Genomic DNA, 20,304 nt, shown 5'->3' with positions numbered 1-20,304 from the left:
TGCCGTCCTCCCCTGTGCTTCGTCAGGTCCTTAGGACTCGGCCCCCCCGGCCCCGGGGCAGGCCGCAGCCTCTGACGGGCAGTCTTCCCGCACTCCGGCAGCCCCTCGTACTGGCAGAAGCCACAAAGATCCGGCCACCGCTTCGGCTTCGCGCACGGGCGGGGCGTACGGGTTCGAGCGGATGACAGACAACCTCGGTGCGCTCTTCGGCCGACTCCTCGCGCTCGACCATGCGGCCTTGAAGGACGCCCTCGGCAAGCTGAGCCGTCCCGCCGTCCTTAGCGACCACCCTCCCCTTCATGACCGCGATGTCCAGTGATCGACTCATGGTCCCGGCCCGGTCCACGCGTGGGTGTGCGTCGGCGCAGCGCGGGCGGAGCGGGACGAGGGTCAGCATCCGTGGCAACGGCCCAGAGACGGCCCAGGGACCGCGAGACGCACAGGGGCCGACGGTCCACGACCGTCGGCCCCACGCACCGTATACGCAGTAAACCCGCCCTGACCTGCGCTTACAGCACCGGCAGGTTCTTCCGCAGCTCGAACGCCGTGACCTCGCTCCGGTACTCGTGCCACTCGGCCTGCTTGTTGCGCAGGAAGAAGTCGAAGACGTGCTCGCCGAGGGTCTCGGCGACCAGGTCGCTGCGTTCCATCAGGGCGAGGGCCTCGCCGAGGTTCTGCGGGAGGGGTTCGATGCCCATCGCGCGGCGCTCGGCGTCGGAGAGGGCCCAGACGTCGTCCTCGGCGCCCGGCGGGAGCTCGTAGCCCTCCTCGATGCCCTTCAGGCCGGCGGCCAGCAGGAGGGCGTAGGCCAGGTAGGGGTTGGCGCCGGAGTCGATGGAGCGGACCTCGACGCGCGCGGAGCCGGTCTTGCCGGGCTTGTACATCGGGACGCGGACCAGGGCGCTGCGGTTGTTGTGGCCCCAGCAGATGTACGACGGGGCCTCGCCGCCGGCGCCCGCGGTGCGCTCGGAGCCGCCCCAGATGCGCTTGTAGGAGTTCACCCACTGGTTGGTGACCGCCGAGATCTCCGCCGCGTGCTTGAGCAGGCCCGCGATGAAGGAGCGGCCGACCTTGGAGAGCTGGTATTCCGCGCCCGACTCGTAGAACGCGTTCCGGTCGCCCTCGAAGAGGGAGAGGTGGGTGTGCATGCCACTGCCGGGGTGCTCGGAGAAAGGCTTCGGCATGAAGGTCGCCTGGACGCCCTGCTCCAGCGCGACCTGCTTCATGACCAGGCGGAACGTCATGATGTTGTCGGCCGTCGACAGCGCGTCCGCGTAGCGGAGGTCGATCTCCTGCTGGCCCGGGGCGCCCTCGTGGTGGGAGAACTCCACCGAGATGCCCATCGACTCCAGCATGGTGATCGCCTGGCGGCGGAAGTCCATGCCGACGTTGGTGGGCGTGTGGTCGAAGTAGCCCGAGTTGTCGGCCGGGGTGGGGCGGGAGCCGTCCAGCGGGCGGTCCTTCAGCAGGAAGAACTCGATCTCGGGGTGGGTGTAGAAGGTGAAGCCCAGGTCGGAGGTGCGGGCCAGGGCACGCTTCAGGACGTAGCGCGGGTCCGCGAAGGACGGGGAGCCGTCCGGCATGAGGATGTCGCAGAACATGCGGGCCGTGCCGGGGGTCTCCGCGCGCCACGGCAGGACCTGGAAGGTGGAGGGGTCCGGCTTGGCGATCATGTCGGACTCGTAGACCCGGGCGAAGCCCTCGATGGCGGAGCCGTCGAAGCCGATGCCCTCGTCGAAGGCTTGCTCCAGTTCGGCGGGGGCCACGGCGACGGACTTGAGGAAGCCCAGCACGTCCGTGAACCACAGGCGTACGAACCGGATGTCGCGCTCCTCCAACGTCCGGAGCACGAACTCCTGCTGCTTGTCCATCTTCCGCTTCCCCATCCTTGCTGGTCAGGCCGCCTTTCCGGGTGCCCCCGGACGACGGTCGGGCACCTGGGCATCACACCACAACACCATTTCGTGCGCGTTGCGGACCTTGATCGCCCGGGCGTCTTCGGCCTGAACGCCTCTCGTACGGCAGGTGTACTGCTCTGTCGCCCATCTTGCCTGCTCGGACTGACATCCGTAATGGCCGAACCCATGCGACGCGTGAGCGAAACCACGTTCATTTAATTTGCATCTCAGATGCAAGTTTTCATAGCGTGCCGCGCAGCCGAGTCGTGAGGAGTCCCGATGCTGTCCGAGTCGTCCGCAGCCACCGTCCGCGCCACCCTTCCCGCCGTCGGCGCGGCCATCGGCGAGATCACCGAGCGCTTCTACGCCCGCCTCTTCGCCGCCCACCCCGAACTGCTGCGGGACCTGTTCAACCGCGGCAACCAGGCCTCCGGCGCCCAGAAGCAGGCCCTCGCCGGCTCCATCGCCGCCTTCGCCACGCATCTGCTGGACCACCCGGACACCCGGCCCGACGCCCTCCTCGGCCGCATCGCCCACAAGCACGCCTCGCTCGGCGTCGCGCCCGAGCAGTACGCCGTCGTCCACGAGCACCTCTTCGCCGCCATCGCCGAGGTCCTCGGCGATGCCGTCACACCCGGGTTCGCCGCCGCCTGGGACGAGGTCTACTGGCTGATGGCGAACGCGCTCATCGCCATCGAGAAGCGCCTCTACGAGGAGAGCGGCGGCCGGGGCCGGCGGGAGTGGGAGGTCGTCGAGCGGGTCACGGAGACCGCGGACGTCGTCACCTTCCGGCTGCGGCCGGCCGACGGCGGGGCGGTGCGGGACTTCCGGGCCGGCCAGTACGTCTCCGTGCGCGTGCCCCTGCCCGACGGAGCCCGGCAGATACGCCAGTACAGCCTGTCCGGGGCGCCGGGCGAGGCGGTACGGCAGTTCAGCGTCAAGCGCGTGCGGGGCGACGTCGTGACGCCCGACGGCGAGGTCTCGCACCACCTCCACGCGCGCGTGCGCGTCGGCGACCTCCTCGAACTGTCCGAGCCGTACGGCGACTTGGTCCTGGACTCCGCCGGCCCGGACACGCCCCTGCTGCTCGCCTCCGCGGGCATCGGCGTGACCCCGATGATCGCGATACTGGCCGATCTCGCGGCGAGCGGCCACCGCGGCCCGGTCACCGTCCTCCACGGCGACCGCTCCCCCGCCCACCATGCCCTGCGCACCGACCACGAGACGTACGCCGAAAAGCTCCCGGACGCCTCCGTCCACTTCTTCTACGAGCGAGACGCCGCCCCGGACACCCGCACCGGCCTGGTCGGTCTCTCCGGTGTCCGGGTACATCCCGGCACACACGCGTACCTGTGCGGCCCGCTGCCTTTCATGCGGACAGTACGCACCCAGCTGATCGAGAAGGGTGTGTCCCCGGCCGGCATTCACTACGAGGTCTTCGGGCCCGACCTCTGGATGGCACAAGGCTGAGCGGCAGCACCCCAGGGGCGCGGGACTGTGCCGATATGCGGCTCCGCCGCGATGGGGGTCCCCCGGGTTCGAGCGAAGCCGGGAACCTGGGGGAGCGGCCGGCCACGACGGCGCGGCACACGCCTGACGGCAGGTCCCGGCACCCCCGCAACGCGCCTAGACCGTCCCCGGCCCTTGAGAGATACCGAGGAGCAAAGGCCCCGTCGGCTCAGCCACGATCTCCGCGACCGTAACCGGATCCAGCGAGGCGAAGAACGCCTCCTGAGCCCGCCGCAAGGCGCCCCGCAGACGGCACCCGGACCGCAGCGGACACGGCGTAGCCCCCTCGCACTCGACCACGTCACCGTCGCCCTCGAAAACCCGCACCACCGCACCCACCGACGCCGTACGGCCCTTCTCGGTCAGGGTGAGGCCGCCGCGGCGGCCGCGCCGGGCGTCGACGAGGCCGAGGTGCTGGAGTTCGGCGACGACCTTCGCGGCGTGCGTGTAGGGCACGTCCATGTCCGCCGCGACCTGGCGGGTCGTGGGCGTGGCGTCGGTGGCCACGGCCAGTCGCATCAGGACGCGCAGGGCCAGGTCCGTGGAGCGCAGGAGCCGCATAAGGCGAGCGTAGGTAATACGCATCCTGGGTTCAAATTATCCCGCCGTCGTGCACCGCCGTACGCCGTCATCCGTCTTCACCCTTTTTGCGCACTCCCGCGGTCGTTCCTTTGCGGTGCCCTCCCTACGGAAGGCGGCCCATCCCCTACTACGATCAGCGGGCTCCACCCTTCCTGTTGCCGTCTTTTTCCCCCAGAAGGACACCTCATGGGTTCCGCCAAGAACAGCAGCGCGGCACGCAAGGCGCGTATAGAGGAGATGCGCCGCGCCGAGCGGGCGCGCGAGCGCCGCAACCGCATACTCACGATCGCCGCGAGCGTGGTGGTCGTCGCCGGCCTCGTCGTCGGCGGTGCGGTCCTCGTGAACTCCCGGTCCGACCACAAGAAGGACACCGCGAGCGACACCAAGGGCGGCTCCTCCGGTGACTCCGGGCACTGGACCGCCGGCAAGGACGGCGTGCAGACCTGGTCCGGCAAGCTGGCACGGACGCATGTGACGACCAAGGTGTCGTACCCGATGCACCCGCCGGTCGGCGGCAACCACAACCCGATCTGGGCGACCTGCGACGGCACCGTCTACACCAAGCCCCTGCAGGACGAGAACGCGGTGCACTCGCTGGAGCACGGCGCGGTCTGGGTGACGTACACCGACAAGGCGAAGAAGGCTGACATAGACGCGCTCGCGGCGAAGGTGAAGAAGACGCCGTACTCGCTGATGAGCCCGTACGAGAATCAGGCGGCGCCGCTGATCCTGTCGGCGTGGGGCCACCAGGTGACGGTGAAGAGCGCGAGCGATCCGGAAGTGGACAAGTTCTTCGCGACCTATGTGCAGGGCCAGCAGACGCCCGAGCCGGGCGCCGCCTGCACCAACGGGGCGATGTAGTGGGGCGGCGGCACATCGGCTGGATCGCGGGGGCCGCGGCGGCGGCGCTGGTCGCGGCCGGCGCGATCACCTATGCGGCCGCCGAGGACTCAGGGGACCGGGGCCCGAGGACGCCGGACGCGGAGTCGGCGGACGCCGGATTCGCGCGGGACATGGCCGTGCACCACCAGCAGGCCGTCGAGATGTCGTACATCGTCCGGGACCACACGACGAACGAGGAAGTGCGGCGCCTCGCCTACGACATCGCGCAGACGCAGGCCAACCAGCGCGGCATGCTGCTGGGCTGGCTGGATCTGTGGGGGCTGCCGAAGGTGTCGGCGAAGCCGCCGATGGCCTGGATGGGCATGGGTGACATGCCCGAGCGCGGGGACGGCTCGCTGATGCCGGGTATGGCGACGAACACCGAGCTGAAGAAGCTCCAGTCGCTGAACGGCAAGCAGGCCGAGGTCCTCTATCTGCAGCTGATGACGGACCATCACAAGGGCGGTATCCATATGGCCGAGGGCTGTGTGGCCAAGTGCACCGTCGATGTGGAGAAGCGGCTCGCGCAGGGCATGGTCGACGCGCAGCAGTCGGAGCTTCAGGTGATGGCCCAGATACTCAAGGAGCGGGGAGCGAAACCGCGTTCTTGAACAGCGGACAACCCCATCCGTTACACAGCCGTAAGGATAAATAGCCCAAATCGCCCCAACTGACGACTACTTGAGTTTCTCTTGACCATTCCATTCCCCTGGCATGAACGGTTCATCGAAAGAGTGACCCCCATCGTGTGATCCAATCACCGGCCGAACCGCCGCAGGCCGGCGCGCGGACGCATGACGTATCGACCACTACATGCATGCGAACCGCATCGCAGGGGGTTCTATGAGATCCAACCGCGCCAAACTGCGCGCCATGAGCATGGCAGCGACACTGCCCATGGTCGCCGGCGCGCTGGCGCTGGGCATACCCGCGGCGCACGCCGCGGACAGCCCCGCTCGTAACGCACTGAAGGGCACCAAGCCTCTCTGGGCCACGGCCAAGGCGGACAAGGGCGCGACCTCGGACAGCGCCCAGATCAACGCCCGGGTCTACCTGGCCGGCAAGGACGCGGCCGGACTCGCCGCCTACGCCAAGGCCGTGTCCGACCCGAGCTCGCCGCTGTACGGCAAGTACCTGAGCGCCAAGAAGGCGCAGGCCCAGTTCGGGGCCACCAAGGCCCAGGTGTCCGCCGTCAAGTCCTGGCTGACGTCGGCCGGCCTGAAGGTCACCGAGGTCACCCAGCACTACGTCGCCGTCTCCGGTGACGTTGCCGCCGCCGAGAAGGCGTTCGGCACCCAGCTGCACAACTACGCCAAGGGCTCGGCCACTTACCGCGCCCCCGCACAGGCGGCCTCCGTCCCGGCCGCTCTGAAGGACGCCGTCCTGACCGTCACCGGCCTGGACAACGCCCCGCACATGGCGAACCACGACGACACGCTGCCGCCGCCGGACGCCGTGTTCAAGAACGCCGGGCCGTTCTCCTCGTACTACGGTTCGAAGATCGCGAGCACGCTGCCGGACGCGTACGGCCAGAAGGTCCCGTACGCGATCAAGGGCTACACCGGCAAGCAGCTGCGCGCCGCCTACGGCGCCGGCACGTACACCGGCAAGGGCGTCCGCATCGCCATCACCGACGCCTACGCCTCGCCGACCCTCGCCTTCGACGCCGGCACGTACGCGGCGAAGAACGGCGACCAGGCCTGGAAGACCAGCCAGCTGCACCAGTCGCTGCCGGACTCCTACACCAGGACCGACGAGTGCAAGGCGGCCGGCTGGTACGGCGAGGAGACCCTCGACGTCGAGGCCGTGCACGCCGTCGCGCCCAGCGCCGACGTCACCTACGTCGGTGCGGCCTCCTGCTACGACGAAGACCTGCTGGGCTCCCTCAGCAAGGTGGTCGACAACCACCTGGCCGACATCGTCTCCAACTCCTGGGGCGACGTCGAGGCCAGCCAGACCCCGGACCTCGCGGCCGCCTACGACCAGGTCTTCCAGCTGGGCGCGGTGCAGGGCATCGGCTTCTACTTCTCCTCCGGTGACAACGGCGACGAGGTCGCCCACACCAAGACCAAGCAGGTCGACACCCCGGCCAACTCGGCGTGGGTGACCGCGGTCGGCGGTACGTCGCTGGCGGTCGGCAAGGGCGACACGTACCAGTGGGAGACCGGCTGGGGCACCGAGAAGGCGACCCTGTCGGCCGACGGCAAGAGCTGGACGAACTTCCCCGGCGCCTTCACCTCGGGCGCGGGCGGCGGCACCAGCAAGACGGTCGCCGAGCCCTACTACCAGAAGGGCGTGGTCCCGGACGCGCTGGCGCAGGCCAACAGCGCCTCCGGCAACCGCGTCGTCCCGGACATCGCGGCCATCGCCGACCCGAACACCGGCTTCCTGGTCGGCCAGACCCAGACCTTCCCGGACGGCTCGCAGCAGTACAGCGAGTACCGCATCGGCGGCACCTCGCTCGCCGCTCCGGTGATCGCGGCGGTCCAGGCGCTGGCCCAGGAGGCGGGCGGCGGCAAGGCGATCGGCTTCGCCAACCCGACGATCTACGCCAAGTACGGCAAGAAGGGTGTATTCCACGACGTCACGGACAACCCGACGGGCTCCGGCCTGGCGGTCGCCCGCGTGGACTTCGCCAACGGCCTGGACGCCAAGGGCGGCCTGCTGTACTCGGTCCGCAGCCTCGGCAAGGACAGCTCGCTGTCCGCGACGAAGGGCTACGACGACGTGACGGGCGTGGGCTCGCCCGCGGACGGTTACGTCCAGTCGTACGCGGCGAAGAAGCACTGAGCCGCTGACGCGCTGAACGGAGGGGCGTGGGGTCTTGCCGACCTCACGCCCCTTTTGCATGACTTCGAAGTCCGGCTCTGCGTAACGGAGTTACCGACTGAGAGTCATCGGCCACGTCGGCGGCTCACGGCCACACCCGGGCCGAAGCGGTGCCGCTGGGGCGACGTGACGCACGTCGGCGGGCAGGGCCTTCTAGCACGACTCGCCTCGCCACGTACGCACCGACACGCCCGCACTATGGGTGAGCGAGAGTCAGGAGATCACCCTAAAGGCCTAATAGTATGTCAATCCCACATTTTCTACGGCGACTTGATCCTCTGTCGACGTGCCGATCGGGGTCATAGATGCCCCAAACGGCACCATGTCAGCAATCTTCCGATATTGCCGATGTGGCATCTCTAAGTACTTTTGATCTCGAGCCGGCTGACGAGCCGGTCTGAGACACAAGACAGGAGAAAGACATGAATCTCGCCCGTTCGAACATGGTGGCGGCTGCCGTAGGAGCAGCCGCAGCTCTTGTCGCGACCGGCATCACCTACGCCTCCGCCGCCGCCGACCCGGCGCCTGCGGCAGCCCCGACGGCCGCCGCCGGCGCGCCCCGGGACGGCGGCACGCAGAGCAAGGGCAACGAGGAAGGCAAGGGCAACGAGGGTCGCGGTGAGGAGGGCAGGGAGCGGGAAGGCCGGATCCAGATCAACGAGCGGTCCTACTCCTCCCACCCCGGCGACTGCATCACCGTAGTCAGCGGCCTGGGCGCCAAGACCCTCAACATCCGCAACGACAGCGACAAGACCGTCGAGGTCTTCCGCGGGGCGGTCTGCGACAACGGCGGCCCCATCGCCACCGTCGGACGCCACAGCGACAGCTTCGGCGTGCGCGCCTGCCCGCCCGAGGGCATCGAGGTCGAAGACGGAGTGATCGCCAGCTTCCGGGTGAAGCACAAGGACCACGACGACTGATCCGCAGTCGACTGCATGATGTGGAGCCCCGGCCCGCCGGAATCGGGCCGGGGCTCCGGTCCCGACCATTGTCCGGCACCCCCGCGCCGTGCACACCCTGCCCGAACCGGACGCCAGGCGCCTCGGCCCGGTGTCCGGGCGGCCGTCCTTGCCTTCACCGGCACCGGCCGGTCCGCGCCTTCACCGGCCGATCCGCCTGGTGATGTCCGCCCGAACGCCTCCCGTCGGCGTATGCCCCCGTGGCATGGCCGCCGGCCCTCTGCCGGCGTTGCCCCACACCCGAACGGGTGACGAAGGGCGTGAGCGGCAATTCGGCGGGGGCACGGCGCGGTGGTCGCCGCCGGGCCGTGCACGCGCCTCGGCGGCAACATTCATATCCGCGGCACCGCGGGGTGAGCGAGGTGAGTATGCGCCTGGTGGAGGACGCGAGCGACGACACCTATGTCCTGGACATCTTCGACATCACATTGACTCCCGCATTGCCGTGGCTCGGGCACCAGGTCCGCTGGGAGATGGGCGGCCGCCTCAAGGAAGCCGTCGATCTGACCCGGGTCACCTGCAATGTGATCATGAAGTTCGGTCCGGTGAAGATGCTGGACAGAAGCTACCGGCTGCCCGATCTGCTGGCGCGCATGGGCGCGAGACTGTCGGGTGACCCGAGGCTGCCCGCCGGGCCGTGGAAGCAGGTGTGGCTCCTTCGGCTTCCCGAGACGGTGCCGGTGGCCCAGCACCGGATCCGGCTGCGCGCACGGACGGGGAACGGAAAGAACTTCCTGGCCCTGGACATCCCTCTGGACTTCAGCCGCAGATTCCGTCCGAGACCACTACCCGCGGGCTGGGCCCACAGCGGCTGACATCTGACATCAGCTGACATCTGACATCAGTGGTGCAGCGCGGCCGACTCCCCGGGCACGTGGGAGGCGACCAGCCTCTCCCGCCCCGCCGACGGAGTCCGGCGCCGGTCGACGGCGTACGCCACCGCCGCCACACCCAGCCCCAGCACGGCGAGCATCGCACCCGCCAGCGCGGGCGACGTCGTACCGAAGCCCGCCGCGAGGGCCAGGCCGCCGATCCAGGCTCCTGAGGCGTTCGCCAGATTGAAGGCGGCCTGGTTGGCGGAGGAGGCCAGGGAGGGGGCTGCCGACGCCTTCTCCATCACCATCAGCTGCAGCGGCGTACCCGTGACGAAGGCCGCCAGGCCCAGCAAGGCCACCGCCAGCGCCGCGCTCCACTCCGCCCGCATCAGCAGCGGGAACAAGAGCAGCACCGCGCCGAGGGAGGCCAGCCCGCCGAACAGGGTTCCCCGCAGCGAGTGGTCCGCCAGGCGGCCGCCCAGCAGGTTGCCCGCCGTCGCACCGACACCGAAGAGAGCCAGCAGCAGGGTGACGCTGCTCTCGGCGTACCCGGCGGCGCCCGTCAGCATCGGGGTCACATAGCTGTACGCCGCGAACAGCGCCCCGAAGCCCGCCACCGTGGTACCGAGCGCCAGCCAGACCGGCAGGGACTTCACCGCGGCCAGTTCGCCGCGCAGGCCCGTCGACGCTGCGGCATGCCCGTTGTCCTGCGGGATCAGCAGGGCCAGCGAGGCGATCGCGGCCAGGCCGATCACGCTCACGGCCAGGAACGCCGACCGCCAGCCCAGGTGCTGGCCCATCAGTGTCGCCACCGGCACGCCCGCGATGTTGGCGATGGTCAGGCCGAGGAACATCAGCGACACCGAGCGGGCCTTGCGCTCCGGCGGGACCAGCGACGTCGCCACGACCGCGCCCACGCCGAAGAAGGCGCCGTGCGGCAGGCCGCTGAGAAAGCGGGCGGCGAGCAGGGAGCCGTTGCCGGGGGCGAACGCCGACAGGGCGTTGCCGGCGACGAACAGTCCCATCAGGGCGATCAGGACCGTGCGGCGGGACATACGGGCCGTGAGGGCGGCGAGCAGCGGGGCGCCGATGACGACGCCCAGCGCGTACGCCGAGACCAGGTGTCCCGCGGTGGGGATCGAGATGTGCAGGTCGTCCGCAACGTCGGGCAGCAGGCCCATCATCACGAACTCGGTCGTACCTATTCCGAAAGCGCCGACGGCCAGAGCGAGCAGGGCCAGGGGCATGAAGGGCCTGTGCCTTTCCAAGTCAGAGAGCGGAGTTCCGTGGTTCTAAGTTCAGCAGCGGAACAAAGTCTCTCAGGCCCAGTATTCCAACCGGTTACGAGGACGTGTCCAGCTTCACACGGGCGGCCACCGGAAGGTGATCGCTGCCGGTGCGCGGCAGCGTCCAGGAGCTCTCCGGCTCCACTCCCCTGACCATGATCTGGTCGATCCGCGCCATCGGGAACGACGCCGGCCAGCTGAACCCGAAGCCCCTGCCCGCCGCGCCCTGCGTGGAGCGCATCTGCGAGGTGACCGCGTTGAGCGAGCGGTCGTTCATCGTACCGTTCAGATCGCCGAGCAGGATCACCCGCTTCAGCGGCTCCTGGGCGATGGCCTCGCCGAGCGCGTCGGCGCTCGTGTCGCGCTGCCGGGCGGTGAAGCCGGCCTCCACCTTCACCCGGACCGAGGGCATGTGTGCGACGTACACCGCGATCTGCCCCTTGGGCGTCGACACGGTGGCGCGCATCGCACGCTCCCAGCCCAGCTTGATGTCGACGGCCTGCACGTCGGTCATCGGGTACTTGCTCCACAGGCCGACCGTGCCGACGACCGCGTGGTGCTTGTACGTCGGCGCGAGCGCCGTCTCGTAGACGGGCACCGCGCTGCTCGGGACCTCCTCCAGGGCCAGGATGTCGGCGCCGGAGGAGGCCACGGAGCGGGCGGTCGCCGCGGGGTCGGGGTTCTCGGCGTTGACGTTGTGCGTCGCCACCATCAGGTCGCCGCCCGAGCCCGACTTGTCGGTGAGCAGCCCGCCGAAGAGGTTCAGCCATACGATCGCCGGCAGGAGTACGGCGATCAGCGCGGTCGCCGACTTCCGGAGCAGGCCGAGAAGCAGCAGCACCGGGACGGCGAGACCCAGCCAGGGCAGAAACGTCTCCGTCAGGCTGCCGAGGTTGCCCACCTTGTTCGAGATGTGCGAGTGCAGCAGCATCACCAGGGCGAGGAGCAGGGCCAGCAACGCGAGGACGATGCCGCGGCGCCAGACGCGTGGATCGCCGCGCCACCCTGAGAAGAGCCGACGCATCAGGCGCCGAAGCCGGGATCCCGGTCGCTCGGGCCCCGAGCCGCCGTCCGCCGTCTCCGTCATGTACGCCTGCTGCGCCATACCGTCTGCCTCACTGCCTGCCGTGCACACCGTCGTTCCCCCGTGTGTTCTTCCGACCCTAGGGGATGATCGGCTCCGGACCCGCCGTCCCATGACGGCCGTACGGAAGACGAGGACGAACGGGGCGGGGCGGCGAGTTCCGGCTACCCCCGGGACGCGTGGGGTCTGTGACAGAACGCGCACATGAGTGCTACGAGGCTGTCGAGCTGACGGGCCGTAGGCCGTCCAGGACCCGGTCGACGATCTCCTCCGCCAGCCCCTCGGGCAGCTCGGCGTCGGGGCGCATGAGTGCGCGCACCAGCATGGGGCCGACGAACATGTCGTGGGCCAGTTCCAGGTCGACGTCCGGCCGCAGTTCGCCGTTCTCGCGCGCCCGGCGCAGCACCTCCATGGCCAGGGCGCGACGGGGTGCGACGACGGTGTCGTGGTACTCCGACCAGAGCCTGGGGCTGGACTTCATCTGCGCGTACACGTTGTGCAGGATCGCCGAGGAGCGGCTGGCGAGGCCGCGCCGGCGCAGGGACTCCAGCAGCACGACGAGGTCGTCGCGCAGGGAGGTGCCGGGAGGCTCGGGGTCGGGGGGCTCCGCGGCGCGTACGACCTCGACGAACAGCTCTTCCTTGCCGCTCCAGCGGCGGTAGATGGTGGCCTTGCCGACGCCGGCCGTGCGCGCGACGCGCTCCATGGAGAGTTCGGCGAGCGGTACGCCGTCCTCCAGGAGCTTCATCACGCCTTCCAGGATGGCCCGTTCCGCGGCCTCGCTGCGGGGGCGTCCCCGTACGGGCCCGTCCGGTCGCGGCAGGCTTTCGGCAAGACTCACGTCGATCCGTCCTCTCACTGTGCTGCGGGAATTGTCCCGCAGCCGCCTCCTTCCCGTGCAAGCGCGTGCTTCGCGTCACTCCGCGGCTTCGACCAACTCCGTTTCCTGTTCGCCCTGCTGAGCGGCCGGCGCCTTGCCCGGCAGGAACAGGGCTGTCACCACGGCGCCGATCAGCGCGACGCCCACCCCGCACAGGGCGGTGACGTGCATGGCATGCAGGAACGCGTCGTTGGCGGGGGTGACCAGGGCCTTGCCCTGCGGGCCGAGCTTGCCGGCGATGCCGAGGGTGGCCTCGATGGACTCGGCGGCCTTGTCGCGCAGGGCGGGCGGCAGCACGCCGAGCTTGCCCTCGATGCCGTCGCGGTACGAGGTGGCGAGCACCGAGCCGAGGATGGCGATGCCGAGCGCGCCGCCTACCTGGCGGAAGGTGTTGCTGAGCGCGGAGGCCGAGCCGGCCTTCTCGCGGGGCAGGGCCTGCATGACGACGACCGAGGTCGGCGTCATGATGTGCGCGATGCCGGTGCCCATCAGGAAGAAGACGACCTCGAGCAGCCAGATCGGTGTGCCGGCCTCGAAGGTGGCGAACATGGCCAGCGTCGCCGCGATCAGCACCAGGCCGGCGGTGGTGGTGGCCCGGTTGCCGAACCGGTCGACCAGCAGCCGGGCGCGCGGCGCGAAGAGCAGCTGGGCGACGGCGAGCGGCAGCAGCAGCACGCCGGACTCCAGCGGCGAGTAGCCGCGCACGCTCTGGGTGTAGAAGACGCCGAAGAACGTGACGCCCATCAGTGCGAAGAAGACCAGCGCCATGGCGCTCATGGCGGCCGAGAAGACCTTGTTCTTGAAGTAGGTGACGTCGAGCGACGGGTGGTCGCTGCGCCGCTCGAAGACGACGAAGCCGGCGAGGACGACGAGACCGGCGAGGATGGTCGCCAGCACCTTCGCGTCGGTGAAGTCGGCCAGCTCGCCGCCCTTGATGATGCCGTAGACCAGCAGGACGAGGCCGACGACGGACAGGACGACACCGACGGGGTCGAGCCGGCCCGGCCTCGGGTCGCGGGAGTCGGGCACCAGCACGGTCATGAGGACCAGCGCGACGATCACGATCGGCACGTTGACGAAGAAGACCGAGCCCCACCAGAAGTGGTCGAGAAGCGCACCGCCGGTGATCGGCCCGATGACGATCGCGAGGCCCACACCACCCGCCCAGATACCGATGGCCTTGGCCTGCTCCTCGCGCTCGAAGATGTTCATCAGGACGGCGAGGGTGGCCGGCATGACGAAGGCGGCACCGAGGGCCATCAGCGCGCGGTAGGCGATCAGCTGGCCGGGCGAGCCGGACTCGGCGGCCAGGGCGGAGCCGATGCCGAACACGGCGATGCCGCCGAGCAGCACCTTCTTGCGGCCGAGGCGGTCACCGACGAGGCCGGCGGTGAACAGCAGGCCGGCGAAGACGAGGGTATAGGCGTTGATCGCCCACTCGATCTGGCCCTGGGAGGCGCCGAGGCCGGTCGGCGCGGGGCTGGCGATGGTCTTGATCGCGACGTTCAGGATCGAGTTGTCGAGCATCACGATGAGCAGGCTCAGCATCAGCACGCCGAGGATCGCCCAACGGCGCCGGTGCACCGCTTCCGGTACTCGGGAGGCAGGAACGGGACGTGTCATGTGTTCGAGCGTACGACCATTTCGATACGGAACGGTCTCGTATCTCACTTCTTTGCCAAGGACTTACACCGCTCGCCTCCGGCTTCAGCTCGCTTCCGGCCACGGAGGGGGATCACAGGGGGTCCCCCTGGTCCTGACTGGCACGAGGTGCCACCATGGAGTCGATCCGGGGACGCCGTCAGGGCGCCTCGAGATGACTGAAGGAGCCGTTGCCATGACGCAGCTTTCGGCTGCCCAGAACGCGCAGAGCGGGCATTTCGCATCCTCCGACGGCAGCAAGGCGCTGTACGGGGGGAAGAGCACCCGACGCATCACCGTCCGCGACATCACCCTCGCCAAGGAACGCGGCGAGAAGTGGCCCATGCTCACCGCCTACGACGCGATGACCGCGTCCGTCTTCGACGAGTCCGGGATCCCGGTGATCCTGGTCGGCGACTCGGCGGGCAACTGTCACCTCGGGTACGAGACGACCGTGCCCGTCACCCTCGACGAGATGACGATGCTGTCGGCGGCCGTGGTCCGCGGCACACGGCGCGCCCTGATCGTCGGCGACCTCCCGTTCGGCTCCTACCAGGAGGGTCCGGTGCAGGCGCTGCGCTCGGCGACCCGGCTGGTGAAGGAGGCCGGGGTCGGGGCGGTCAAGCTGGAGGGCGGCGAGCGGTCGCACGAGCAGATCCGGCTGCTGGTCGAGTCCGGCATCCCGGTCATGGCCCACATCGGGCTGACCCCGCAGTCCGTCAACGCGATGGGCTATCGCGTGCAGGGGCGCGGCGAGGAGGCGGCGCAGCAGCTGCTGCGGGACGCGAAGGCGGTCCAGGACGCGGGCGCGTTCGCGGTCGTCCTGGAACTCGTCCCGGCGGAGCTGGCGGCCGAGGTGACGCGGGTGCTGCACATCCCGACCGTCGGCATCGGCGCGGGCCCGGAGTGCGACGCGCAGGTCCTGGTCTGGACGGACATGCTGGGGCTGACCTCCGGCCGGGTCCCGAAGTTCGTCAAGAAGTACGCCGACCTGCGTGAGGTCATGTCGAACGCGGCGAAGGCGTATGCGGAGGACGTCGTCGGCGGAACGTTCCCGCTGGAGGAGCACTCCGTCCACTGAGCCATTGCGGCAACACCCCGGCAGCCCCGCTGATCATCCCCCGTCAGCGGGGCTGCCCCGTCTTTGCGCCTAAACCGGCGCCGCTCTCGCGGAGGGGGTTGCTCGCCGTCGTGGTTCCTCAATTGATGGTTGCGGTGGTCGTCTGATGGTTGCGGTGGTCGTCGATTGATGGTTGCGGTGGTGGTCGCTGGGATCTGTCGGTGGCTGTCGGCGCCCTGTCGGTGGTTTGTCGGTGGGTCCTGGCACCGTCTCCGGCATGACGCGAATCGATGACAACCCCGTCGGCGCAAGCCACGCCGTGACGGTACGGGGGCTGGTCAAGCACTACGGCGAGACCAAGGCGCTGGACGGTGTCGACCTGGACGTGCGCGAGGGCACCGTGATGGGTGTGCTCGGGCCGAACGGCGCCGGCAAGACCACCCTCGTACGGATCCTGTCCACCCTGATCACCCCGGACGCCGGACAGGCCACCGTGGCCGGCTACGACGTCGTACGGCAGCCGAGGCAATTGCGCCGGGTGATCGGGCTGACCGGGCAGTACGCCTCGGTGGACGAGAAGCTGCCCGGCTGGGAGAACCTGTACATGATCGGCCGGCTGCTGGACCTGTCCCGCAAGGACGCCCGCGCCCGCGCCGACGAGCTGCTGGAGCGGTTCTCCCTCACGGAGGCGGCCAAGCGGCCTGCCGGCACATACTCCGGTGGTATGCGGCGGCGGCTGGATCTCGCCGCCTCGATGATCGGCCGTCCTGCCGTCCTCTACCTCGACGAGCCCACCACCGGGCTCGACCCCCGTACCCGTAACGAGGTCTGGGACGAGGTCGAGGCGATGGTCGGCGACGGCGTCACCGTGCTGCTGACCACCCAGTACATGGAGGAGGCCGAGCAGCTCGCCTCCGAGCTGACCGTGGTCGACCGCGGCAAGGTCATCGCGAACGGCGGGATCGAGGAGCTGAAGGCCAAGGTCGGCGGCCGTACCCTCCGTGTGCGGCCCGTCGACCCGCTGCAGCTGCGCCCGCTCGCGGCCATGCTGGACGAGCTGGGCATCACCGGGCTCGCGAGCACCACCGTGGACCACGAGTCCGGGACGCTGCTGGTGCCGATCCTCAGCGACGAGCAGCTGACCGCCGTGGTCGGCGCGGTCACCGCGTGCGGCATCACGATCTCCTCCATCACCACCGAACTGCCCAGCCTGGACGAGGTGTTCCTGTCCCTCACCGGCCACCGTGCCAGTGCCCCGCAGAACGCCACGCCCACCGACGACCGCCAGGAGGTCGCCGTATGACCGCCGTCATGCCCACCACCGACGTAGACGTCCGTATCCCGCTGCGCGGGCATCTGCGGCACACCGGCGCGCTCATCCGGCGCAATCTGCTCTGGATCCGCCAGGACCCGGAGTCGATGTTCGACGCGCTGTTCATGCCGGTCGTCTTCACGCTGCTGTTCGTGTACGTCTTCGGCGGCTCGATCGGCCAGGCGCTGGGCGGCGGCCAGGGCCAGTACGTGCAGTACGTCATCCCTGGCATGATCGCGATGATGAGCATGACGCTCTCACAGGGTGTCGGCACCGGATTCAGCCAGGACTTCAACAGCGGGGTCATGGACCGGTTCCGCACGCTGCCGATCGGCCGCGGATCCGTGCTGTTCGCGAAGATCGCCGTCGAGCTGGGGCGGATGCTGTTCGCGACGGTCATCCTGATGGTCGTAGCCGTCCTGGTCGGTTTCCACATCACGCACTGGACGGGCCTGTTCGCCACCGTCGCTCTGTCCGCGCTGTTCGCCTCGTCGATCATGTGGGTGTTCCTCACCCTCGGCGTGATGCTGAAGAGCGCGCAGTCCGTGCAGGGGGTGGGCTTCCTGGTCCTGTTCCCGCTGCAGTTCGGGTCCTCGATCTTCGCGCCGACCAAGTCGATGCCGGGCTGGCTGCGGCACTTCACCGACTACAACCCGCTGTCCACGCTCGCGGACGCGGCCCGCGGGCTGATGGTGGGCGGTCCGGTGGCGCACGATGTGTGGGTGACCGTGGCGTGGTCGGTGGCGATCACGGCCGTCATGGGACCCGTCGCGATCCACAAGTTCCGTACGAAGAACTGACGTTCGCCCGCCAGGAGAAGTGCGGCTCAGAGCAGGGCGGTGGCCTCCGCGAGGGAGAGGCCACCGCCCTCGGCGTACGCGGCCCGGTAGGCCGGCTCGTCCAGGGCCTGCCGGATCCGGGCCTCGATCATCTCGTGGCACCGGCGCTCCACGCCGGAGGGGATGTGGCCGGACAGCAGCAGGGCGTCGGAGGCTCCCAGGCAACGGGCGGCGTCGACGGCACGGCTGCCGCCGTCGAGACGGGCGAGGCCCATGGCCGCGATGCCCAGGCAGACGGAGTCCATGTGCGGGGAGATGGCCTTGACCAGCGGGTCGCGGGCGAGGTCCAGCGCCCGCGCCACCATGTCCAGGGCGTCCTCGGGCCGGCCGTCGATTGCGTCCAGCCAGGCCTCCTGGGCGAGGATCATGGAGTCGAAGACGGCGAAGTGCGCGATCGTGAACTCCTCCCGCAGCAGGCGTAGTTGCGCACGCGCCTCGGCGGTGCGGCCGGTCAGGCCCAGCCAGCAGGCGAGAAACAGCCGGGCGAAGGGCATCGCCTCGTTGAGGGCGCCGTCCTGGGACGCGATGACGTCCCGCAGCAGTCGTTCGCCGCGCTCGGTGTCCCCCGCGTCCATGAGCACGCTGCCGAGGCGGGCGCGGAGGATGGCCATCTGGCCGCGGGCGCCGAGGCGCTCGGCATGTTCGATGGCCTCCCGGTAGGCGGCGGCGGCCTCGGAGTAGGCGCCCTGGCGTTCCTGGGCCTCGCCGCGGGCGGACAGCGCCTCTGCGGTGCCCCAGGCGTCACCGAGGCGGCGGAAGATCTCCAGCGACTCGTCGGCGTCCCGGGTGGCGTTGCCCGCCCAGGCGCTGCGGTTGGCGAGGATGTTGGCGCGCATCTGCAGGGCCCCGGCCAGCTCCCACTCGAAGCCCGGGGTCTCCCGGCAGGTCCGCACACAGGCGTCGATGACCGTCCGCATCTTGTCCACACCGCCGGTCAGCATCACGGCGAAGAACCACAACATGCCGGGCGCGCGGCAGGTCTGCGGCAGCCCCGGCTGGTAGACCCGGGTGATGGCACGCAGCTTGGCCTGCGCCCCGGCGGTCTGCCAGGAGTCCAGCTCGGTGTCCATGCAGGCGAGATGGGCCAGATGGACGCCGCGCCGGGCCTCCAGGAGGACCTCGCCGGTGTACGGGGGCGGGGTGTCGGTGCAGGGCCGATACACCGGGCGGGCGGGGCGCACCGGTTCGGCGAACGGGTCCGGGCCGAGCGCCATGACCTCCCGGCACCAGGTGCGGGTCTCGATGCGCTGGTCGCGCATCTGCCAGAACCACACCAGGGACAGCGTCAGGCACAGTGCCTCCTGCTCGTCCGTCGCGGCGACGGCGTGCCGCAGGGCGGTGCGCAGGTTCTCGTACTCCAGCTGGAACCGGTCGATGGCAATGCGCTGTTCGGGGCCGCGCAGCAACAGGTCGGTGGTGCGGGCGAGTTCGCGGTAGTACGCGAGGTGCGCGCGCTCGGCGTCGGCGCGCCGGCCGGCCTCGTCCAGCCGTTCACCGGCGTACTCGGCGACGGTCTCCAGGAGCCGGTAGCGCATGGCTCCCTCGGCCGAGGGAGCCGCCACCACGAGGGACTTGTCCACCAGCGAGCCGAGCGCGTCCAGGGCGGCCGGGCCGCACACGGCCTCGGCGGCGGCCAGGTCGCAGCCGCCCGCGAAGACGGACAGCCGGGCGAGGACGTCCCGTTCGCCCGTGTCCAGCAGATCCCAGGACCAGTCCACGACGGCCCGCAGGGTCTGCTGGCGGGGCAGTACGGTGCGGCTGCCGGAGGTGAGCAGCCGGAAGCGGTCGTCGAGCCGGTCGGCTATCTGCCGCGGGGTCAGCATCCGCAGGCGCGCCGCGGCCAGCTCGATGGCGAGGGGCAGTCCGTCGAGTCGCCGGCAGATCTCGGCGCAGGCCCCGGGATCGTCCTCGACGCGGAATCCGGGCCGGGCGGCCGCGCCGCGGTCGGCGAGCAGCCGCAGTGCGACCGGCTCGGGCAGCGGCTCCACCGGCCGCACCAACTCCCCCGGCACGCCGAGGGGTTCGCGGCTGGTGGCGAGGACGGTCAGCTCCGGGCAGCGGGCCAGCAGGCGCTCGGCGAGCCGGGCGGCCGCCTCGATGACGTGCTCGCAGTTGTCCAGGACGATCAGCATCCGGCGCCGGGCGCAGTGCTCCACGATCCGTTCGAGGGGGTCGTCGTAGCGGTCGGCGACCGCGCGTATGCTCTCGGCGCCGGCGCCGTGCAGCACGGTCTCGCGGGCGCCGATCGAGGTGAGCACAGCTTGCGGTACGGCCTCGGGGTCGTCCACGGGCGCGAGTTCGGCCAGCCACACCCCGTCCCGGGCGGTGTGCCGTACCGCCTCGGCGGCCTCCTGGGACAGCCGGGTCTTGCCGGCGCCGCCCGGCCCGAGCAGGGTGACCAGGCGGGCGGCGGTGAGATCGGCGCTGATGGCCTCGATGTCGGCCTCCCGGCCGACGAAGGAGGTGAGCCGGGCGGGCAGGTTGCCGAGGACCCGGCTCTCCGGCTCCCGAGGAGCTTCTGTCAGCAACTCGGTGTGCAAGGCGCGCAGTTCGGGGCCGGGGTCGGAGCCGAGCCGGTCCGCGAGCAGCCGTCGTACGTCGTCGTAGGCGGCGAGGGCCTGGGCCGGGCGGCCGGCGTCGCGCAGGGCGCGCAGCCGCAGCGCCTGCAGCGGCTCGTCCAGCGGGTGATCGCCGCACAGGGCGGTCAGCTCGGGCAGGGACTGTGCGG

At 70.0% G+C, this 20,304-nt stretch carries 17 protein-coding genes; 10 read left to right on the top strand and 7 right to left on the bottom strand.

Going from position 1 to position 20,304, the window contains the following annotated elements; translation table 11 throughout:
• Window positions 1–181: 181 nt before the first annotated feature.
• The gene (locus tag M878_RS97835; RefSeq protein ID WP_023551266.1) at window positions 182–319 is read left to right on the top strand and encodes a hypothetical protein; all 138 of its coding nucleotides are present in this window, start codon (window positions 182–184) and stop codon (window positions 317–319) included.
• 190 nt (window positions 320–509) lie between these two features.
• On the opposite strand, the gene glnA is transcribed toward M878_RS97835, so the two are convergent.
• Entirely contained in the window at window positions 510–1,871 is a 1,362-nt protein-coding gene (gene glnA, locus M878_RS80035; protein WP_023551265.1) for a type I glutamate--ammonia ligase, read from the bottom strand.
• Between the two features lie 306 nt (window positions 1,872–2,177).
• Between glnA and M878_RS80030 the strand changes: the two genes are divergently transcribed.
• Window positions 2,178–3,368 carry a globin domain-containing protein gene (locus tag M878_RS80030; RefSeq protein WP_023551264.1) on the top strand — a complete coding sequence of 397 codons (1,191 nt, stop codon included), beginning with the start codon at window positions 2,178–2,180 and terminating at the stop codon, window positions 3,366–3,368.
• Between the two features lie 156 nt (window positions 3,369–3,524).
• Here M878_RS80030 and M878_RS80025 read toward each other — a convergent pair whose 3' ends face one another.
• Window positions 3,525–3,968, bottom strand: a complete 444-nt coding sequence (locus M878_RS80025; RefSeq protein ID WP_023551263.1) for an RrF2 family transcriptional regulator — start codon at window positions 3,966–3,968, stop codon at window positions 3,525–3,527.
• Window positions 3,969–4,175: 207 nt separating this feature from the next.
• On the opposite strand from M878_RS80025, the gene M878_RS80020 reads away from it, so the two are divergent.
• From M878_RS80020 to M878_RS80000, 5 genes are all read left to right on the top strand, one after another.
• The gene (locus M878_RS80020; RefSeq protein ID WP_023551262.1) at window positions 4,176–4,850 is read left to right on the top strand and encodes a thioredoxin-like domain-containing protein; all 675 of its coding nucleotides are present in this window, start codon (window positions 4,176–4,178) and stop codon (window positions 4,848–4,850) included.
• Window positions 4,850–5,482 carry a DUF305 domain-containing protein gene (locus M878_RS80015; protein ID WP_023551261.1) on the top strand — a complete coding sequence of 211 codons (633 nt, stop codon included), beginning with the start codon at window positions 4,850–4,852 and terminating at the stop codon, window positions 5,480–5,482. The genes M878_RS80020 and M878_RS80015 overlap by 1 nt, the downstream gene beginning before the upstream one ends.
• A 232-nt stretch (window positions 5,483–5,714) precedes the next feature.
• Complete coding sequence (locus tag M878_RS80010) at window positions 5,715–7,661, top strand: S53 family peptidase (protein WP_031226299.1); 1,947 nt, start codon at window positions 5,715–5,717, stop codon at window positions 7,659–7,661.
• 461 nt (window positions 7,662–8,122) lie between these two features.
• Window positions 8,123–8,620 (top strand): hypothetical protein, encoded by a 498-nt coding sequence (locus M878_RS80005; RefSeq protein ID WP_023551259.1) that lies wholly within the window; start codon window positions 8,123–8,125, stop codon window positions 8,618–8,620.
• Between the two features lie 407 nt (window positions 8,621–9,027).
• Window positions 9,028–9,474, top strand: coding sequence for a hypothetical protein (locus tag M878_RS80000; protein ID WP_023551258.1), 447 nt, complete (start codon window positions 9,028–9,030; stop codon window positions 9,472–9,474).
• 26 nt (window positions 9,475–9,500) lie between these two features.
• On the opposite strand, the gene M878_RS79995 is transcribed toward M878_RS80000, so the two are convergent.
• The 4 genes from M878_RS79995 to M878_RS79980 form a co-directional block, all read right to left on the bottom strand.
• A complete protein-coding gene (locus M878_RS79995; RefSeq protein ID WP_023551257.1) occupies window positions 9,501–10,721 on the bottom strand; it encodes an MFS transporter in 1,221 nt (406 codons plus the stop codon).
• 94 nt (window positions 10,722–10,815) lie between these two features.
• Window positions 10,816–11,784 (bottom strand): endonuclease/exonuclease/phosphatase family protein, encoded by a 969-nt coding sequence (locus M878_RS79990; protein WP_063750673.1) that lies wholly within the window; start codon window positions 11,782–11,784, stop codon window positions 10,816–10,818.
• A gap of 271 nt (window positions 11,785–12,055) precedes the next feature.
• Window positions 12,056–12,685 carry a TetR/AcrR family transcriptional regulator gene (locus M878_RS79985; protein ID WP_031226295.1) on the bottom strand — a complete coding sequence of 210 codons (630 nt, stop codon included), beginning with the start codon at window positions 12,683–12,685 and terminating at the stop codon, window positions 12,056–12,058.
• 75 nt (window positions 12,686–12,760) lie between these two features.
• Window positions 12,761–14,347: an MFS transporter gene (locus M878_RS79980; RefSeq protein ID WP_209445571.1), complete on the bottom strand. Its 1,587-nt coding sequence runs from the start codon at window positions 14,345–14,347 to the stop codon at window positions 12,761–12,763.
• Between the two features lie 214 nt (window positions 14,348–14,561).
• Here M878_RS79980 and panB point away from each other — a divergent pair, with 214 nt between their 5' ends.
• From panB to M878_RS79965, 3 genes are all read left to right on the top strand, one after another.
• Window positions 14,562–15,446 carry a 3-methyl-2-oxobutanoate hydroxymethyltransferase gene (gene panB, locus M878_RS79975; protein ID WP_023551253.1) on the top strand — a complete coding sequence of 295 codons (885 nt, stop codon included), beginning with the start codon at window positions 14,562–14,564 and terminating at the stop codon, window positions 15,444–15,446.
• A gap of 256 nt (window positions 15,447–15,702) precedes the next feature.
• Entirely contained in the window at window positions 15,703–16,728 is a 1,026-nt protein-coding gene (locus tag M878_RS79970; RefSeq protein WP_031226293.1) for an ATP-binding cassette domain-containing protein, read from the top strand.
• Entirely contained in the window at window positions 16,725–17,537 is an 813-nt protein-coding gene (locus M878_RS79965; protein WP_023551251.1) for an ABC transporter permease, read from the top strand. Before M878_RS79970 ends, M878_RS79965 begins: the two co-directional genes overlap by 4 nt.
• Window positions 17,538–17,563: 26 nt before the next feature.
• On the opposite strand, the gene M878_RS79960 is transcribed toward M878_RS79965, so the two are convergent.
• Window positions 17,564–20,304 (bottom strand): ATP-binding protein (locus M878_RS79960; protein ID WP_023551250.1); only part of this gene is annotated, 2,741 nt, incomplete at its 5' end.

Origin of the sequence: Streptomyces roseochromogenus subsp. oscitans DS 12.976, assembly GCF_000497445.1 — a bacterium.
Taxonomy (GTDB): domain Bacteria; phylum Actinomycetota; class Actinomycetes; order Streptomycetales; family Streptomycetaceae; genus Streptomyces; species Streptomyces oscitans.
This window is presented reverse-complemented; position numbering and strand designations above follow the sequence as displayed.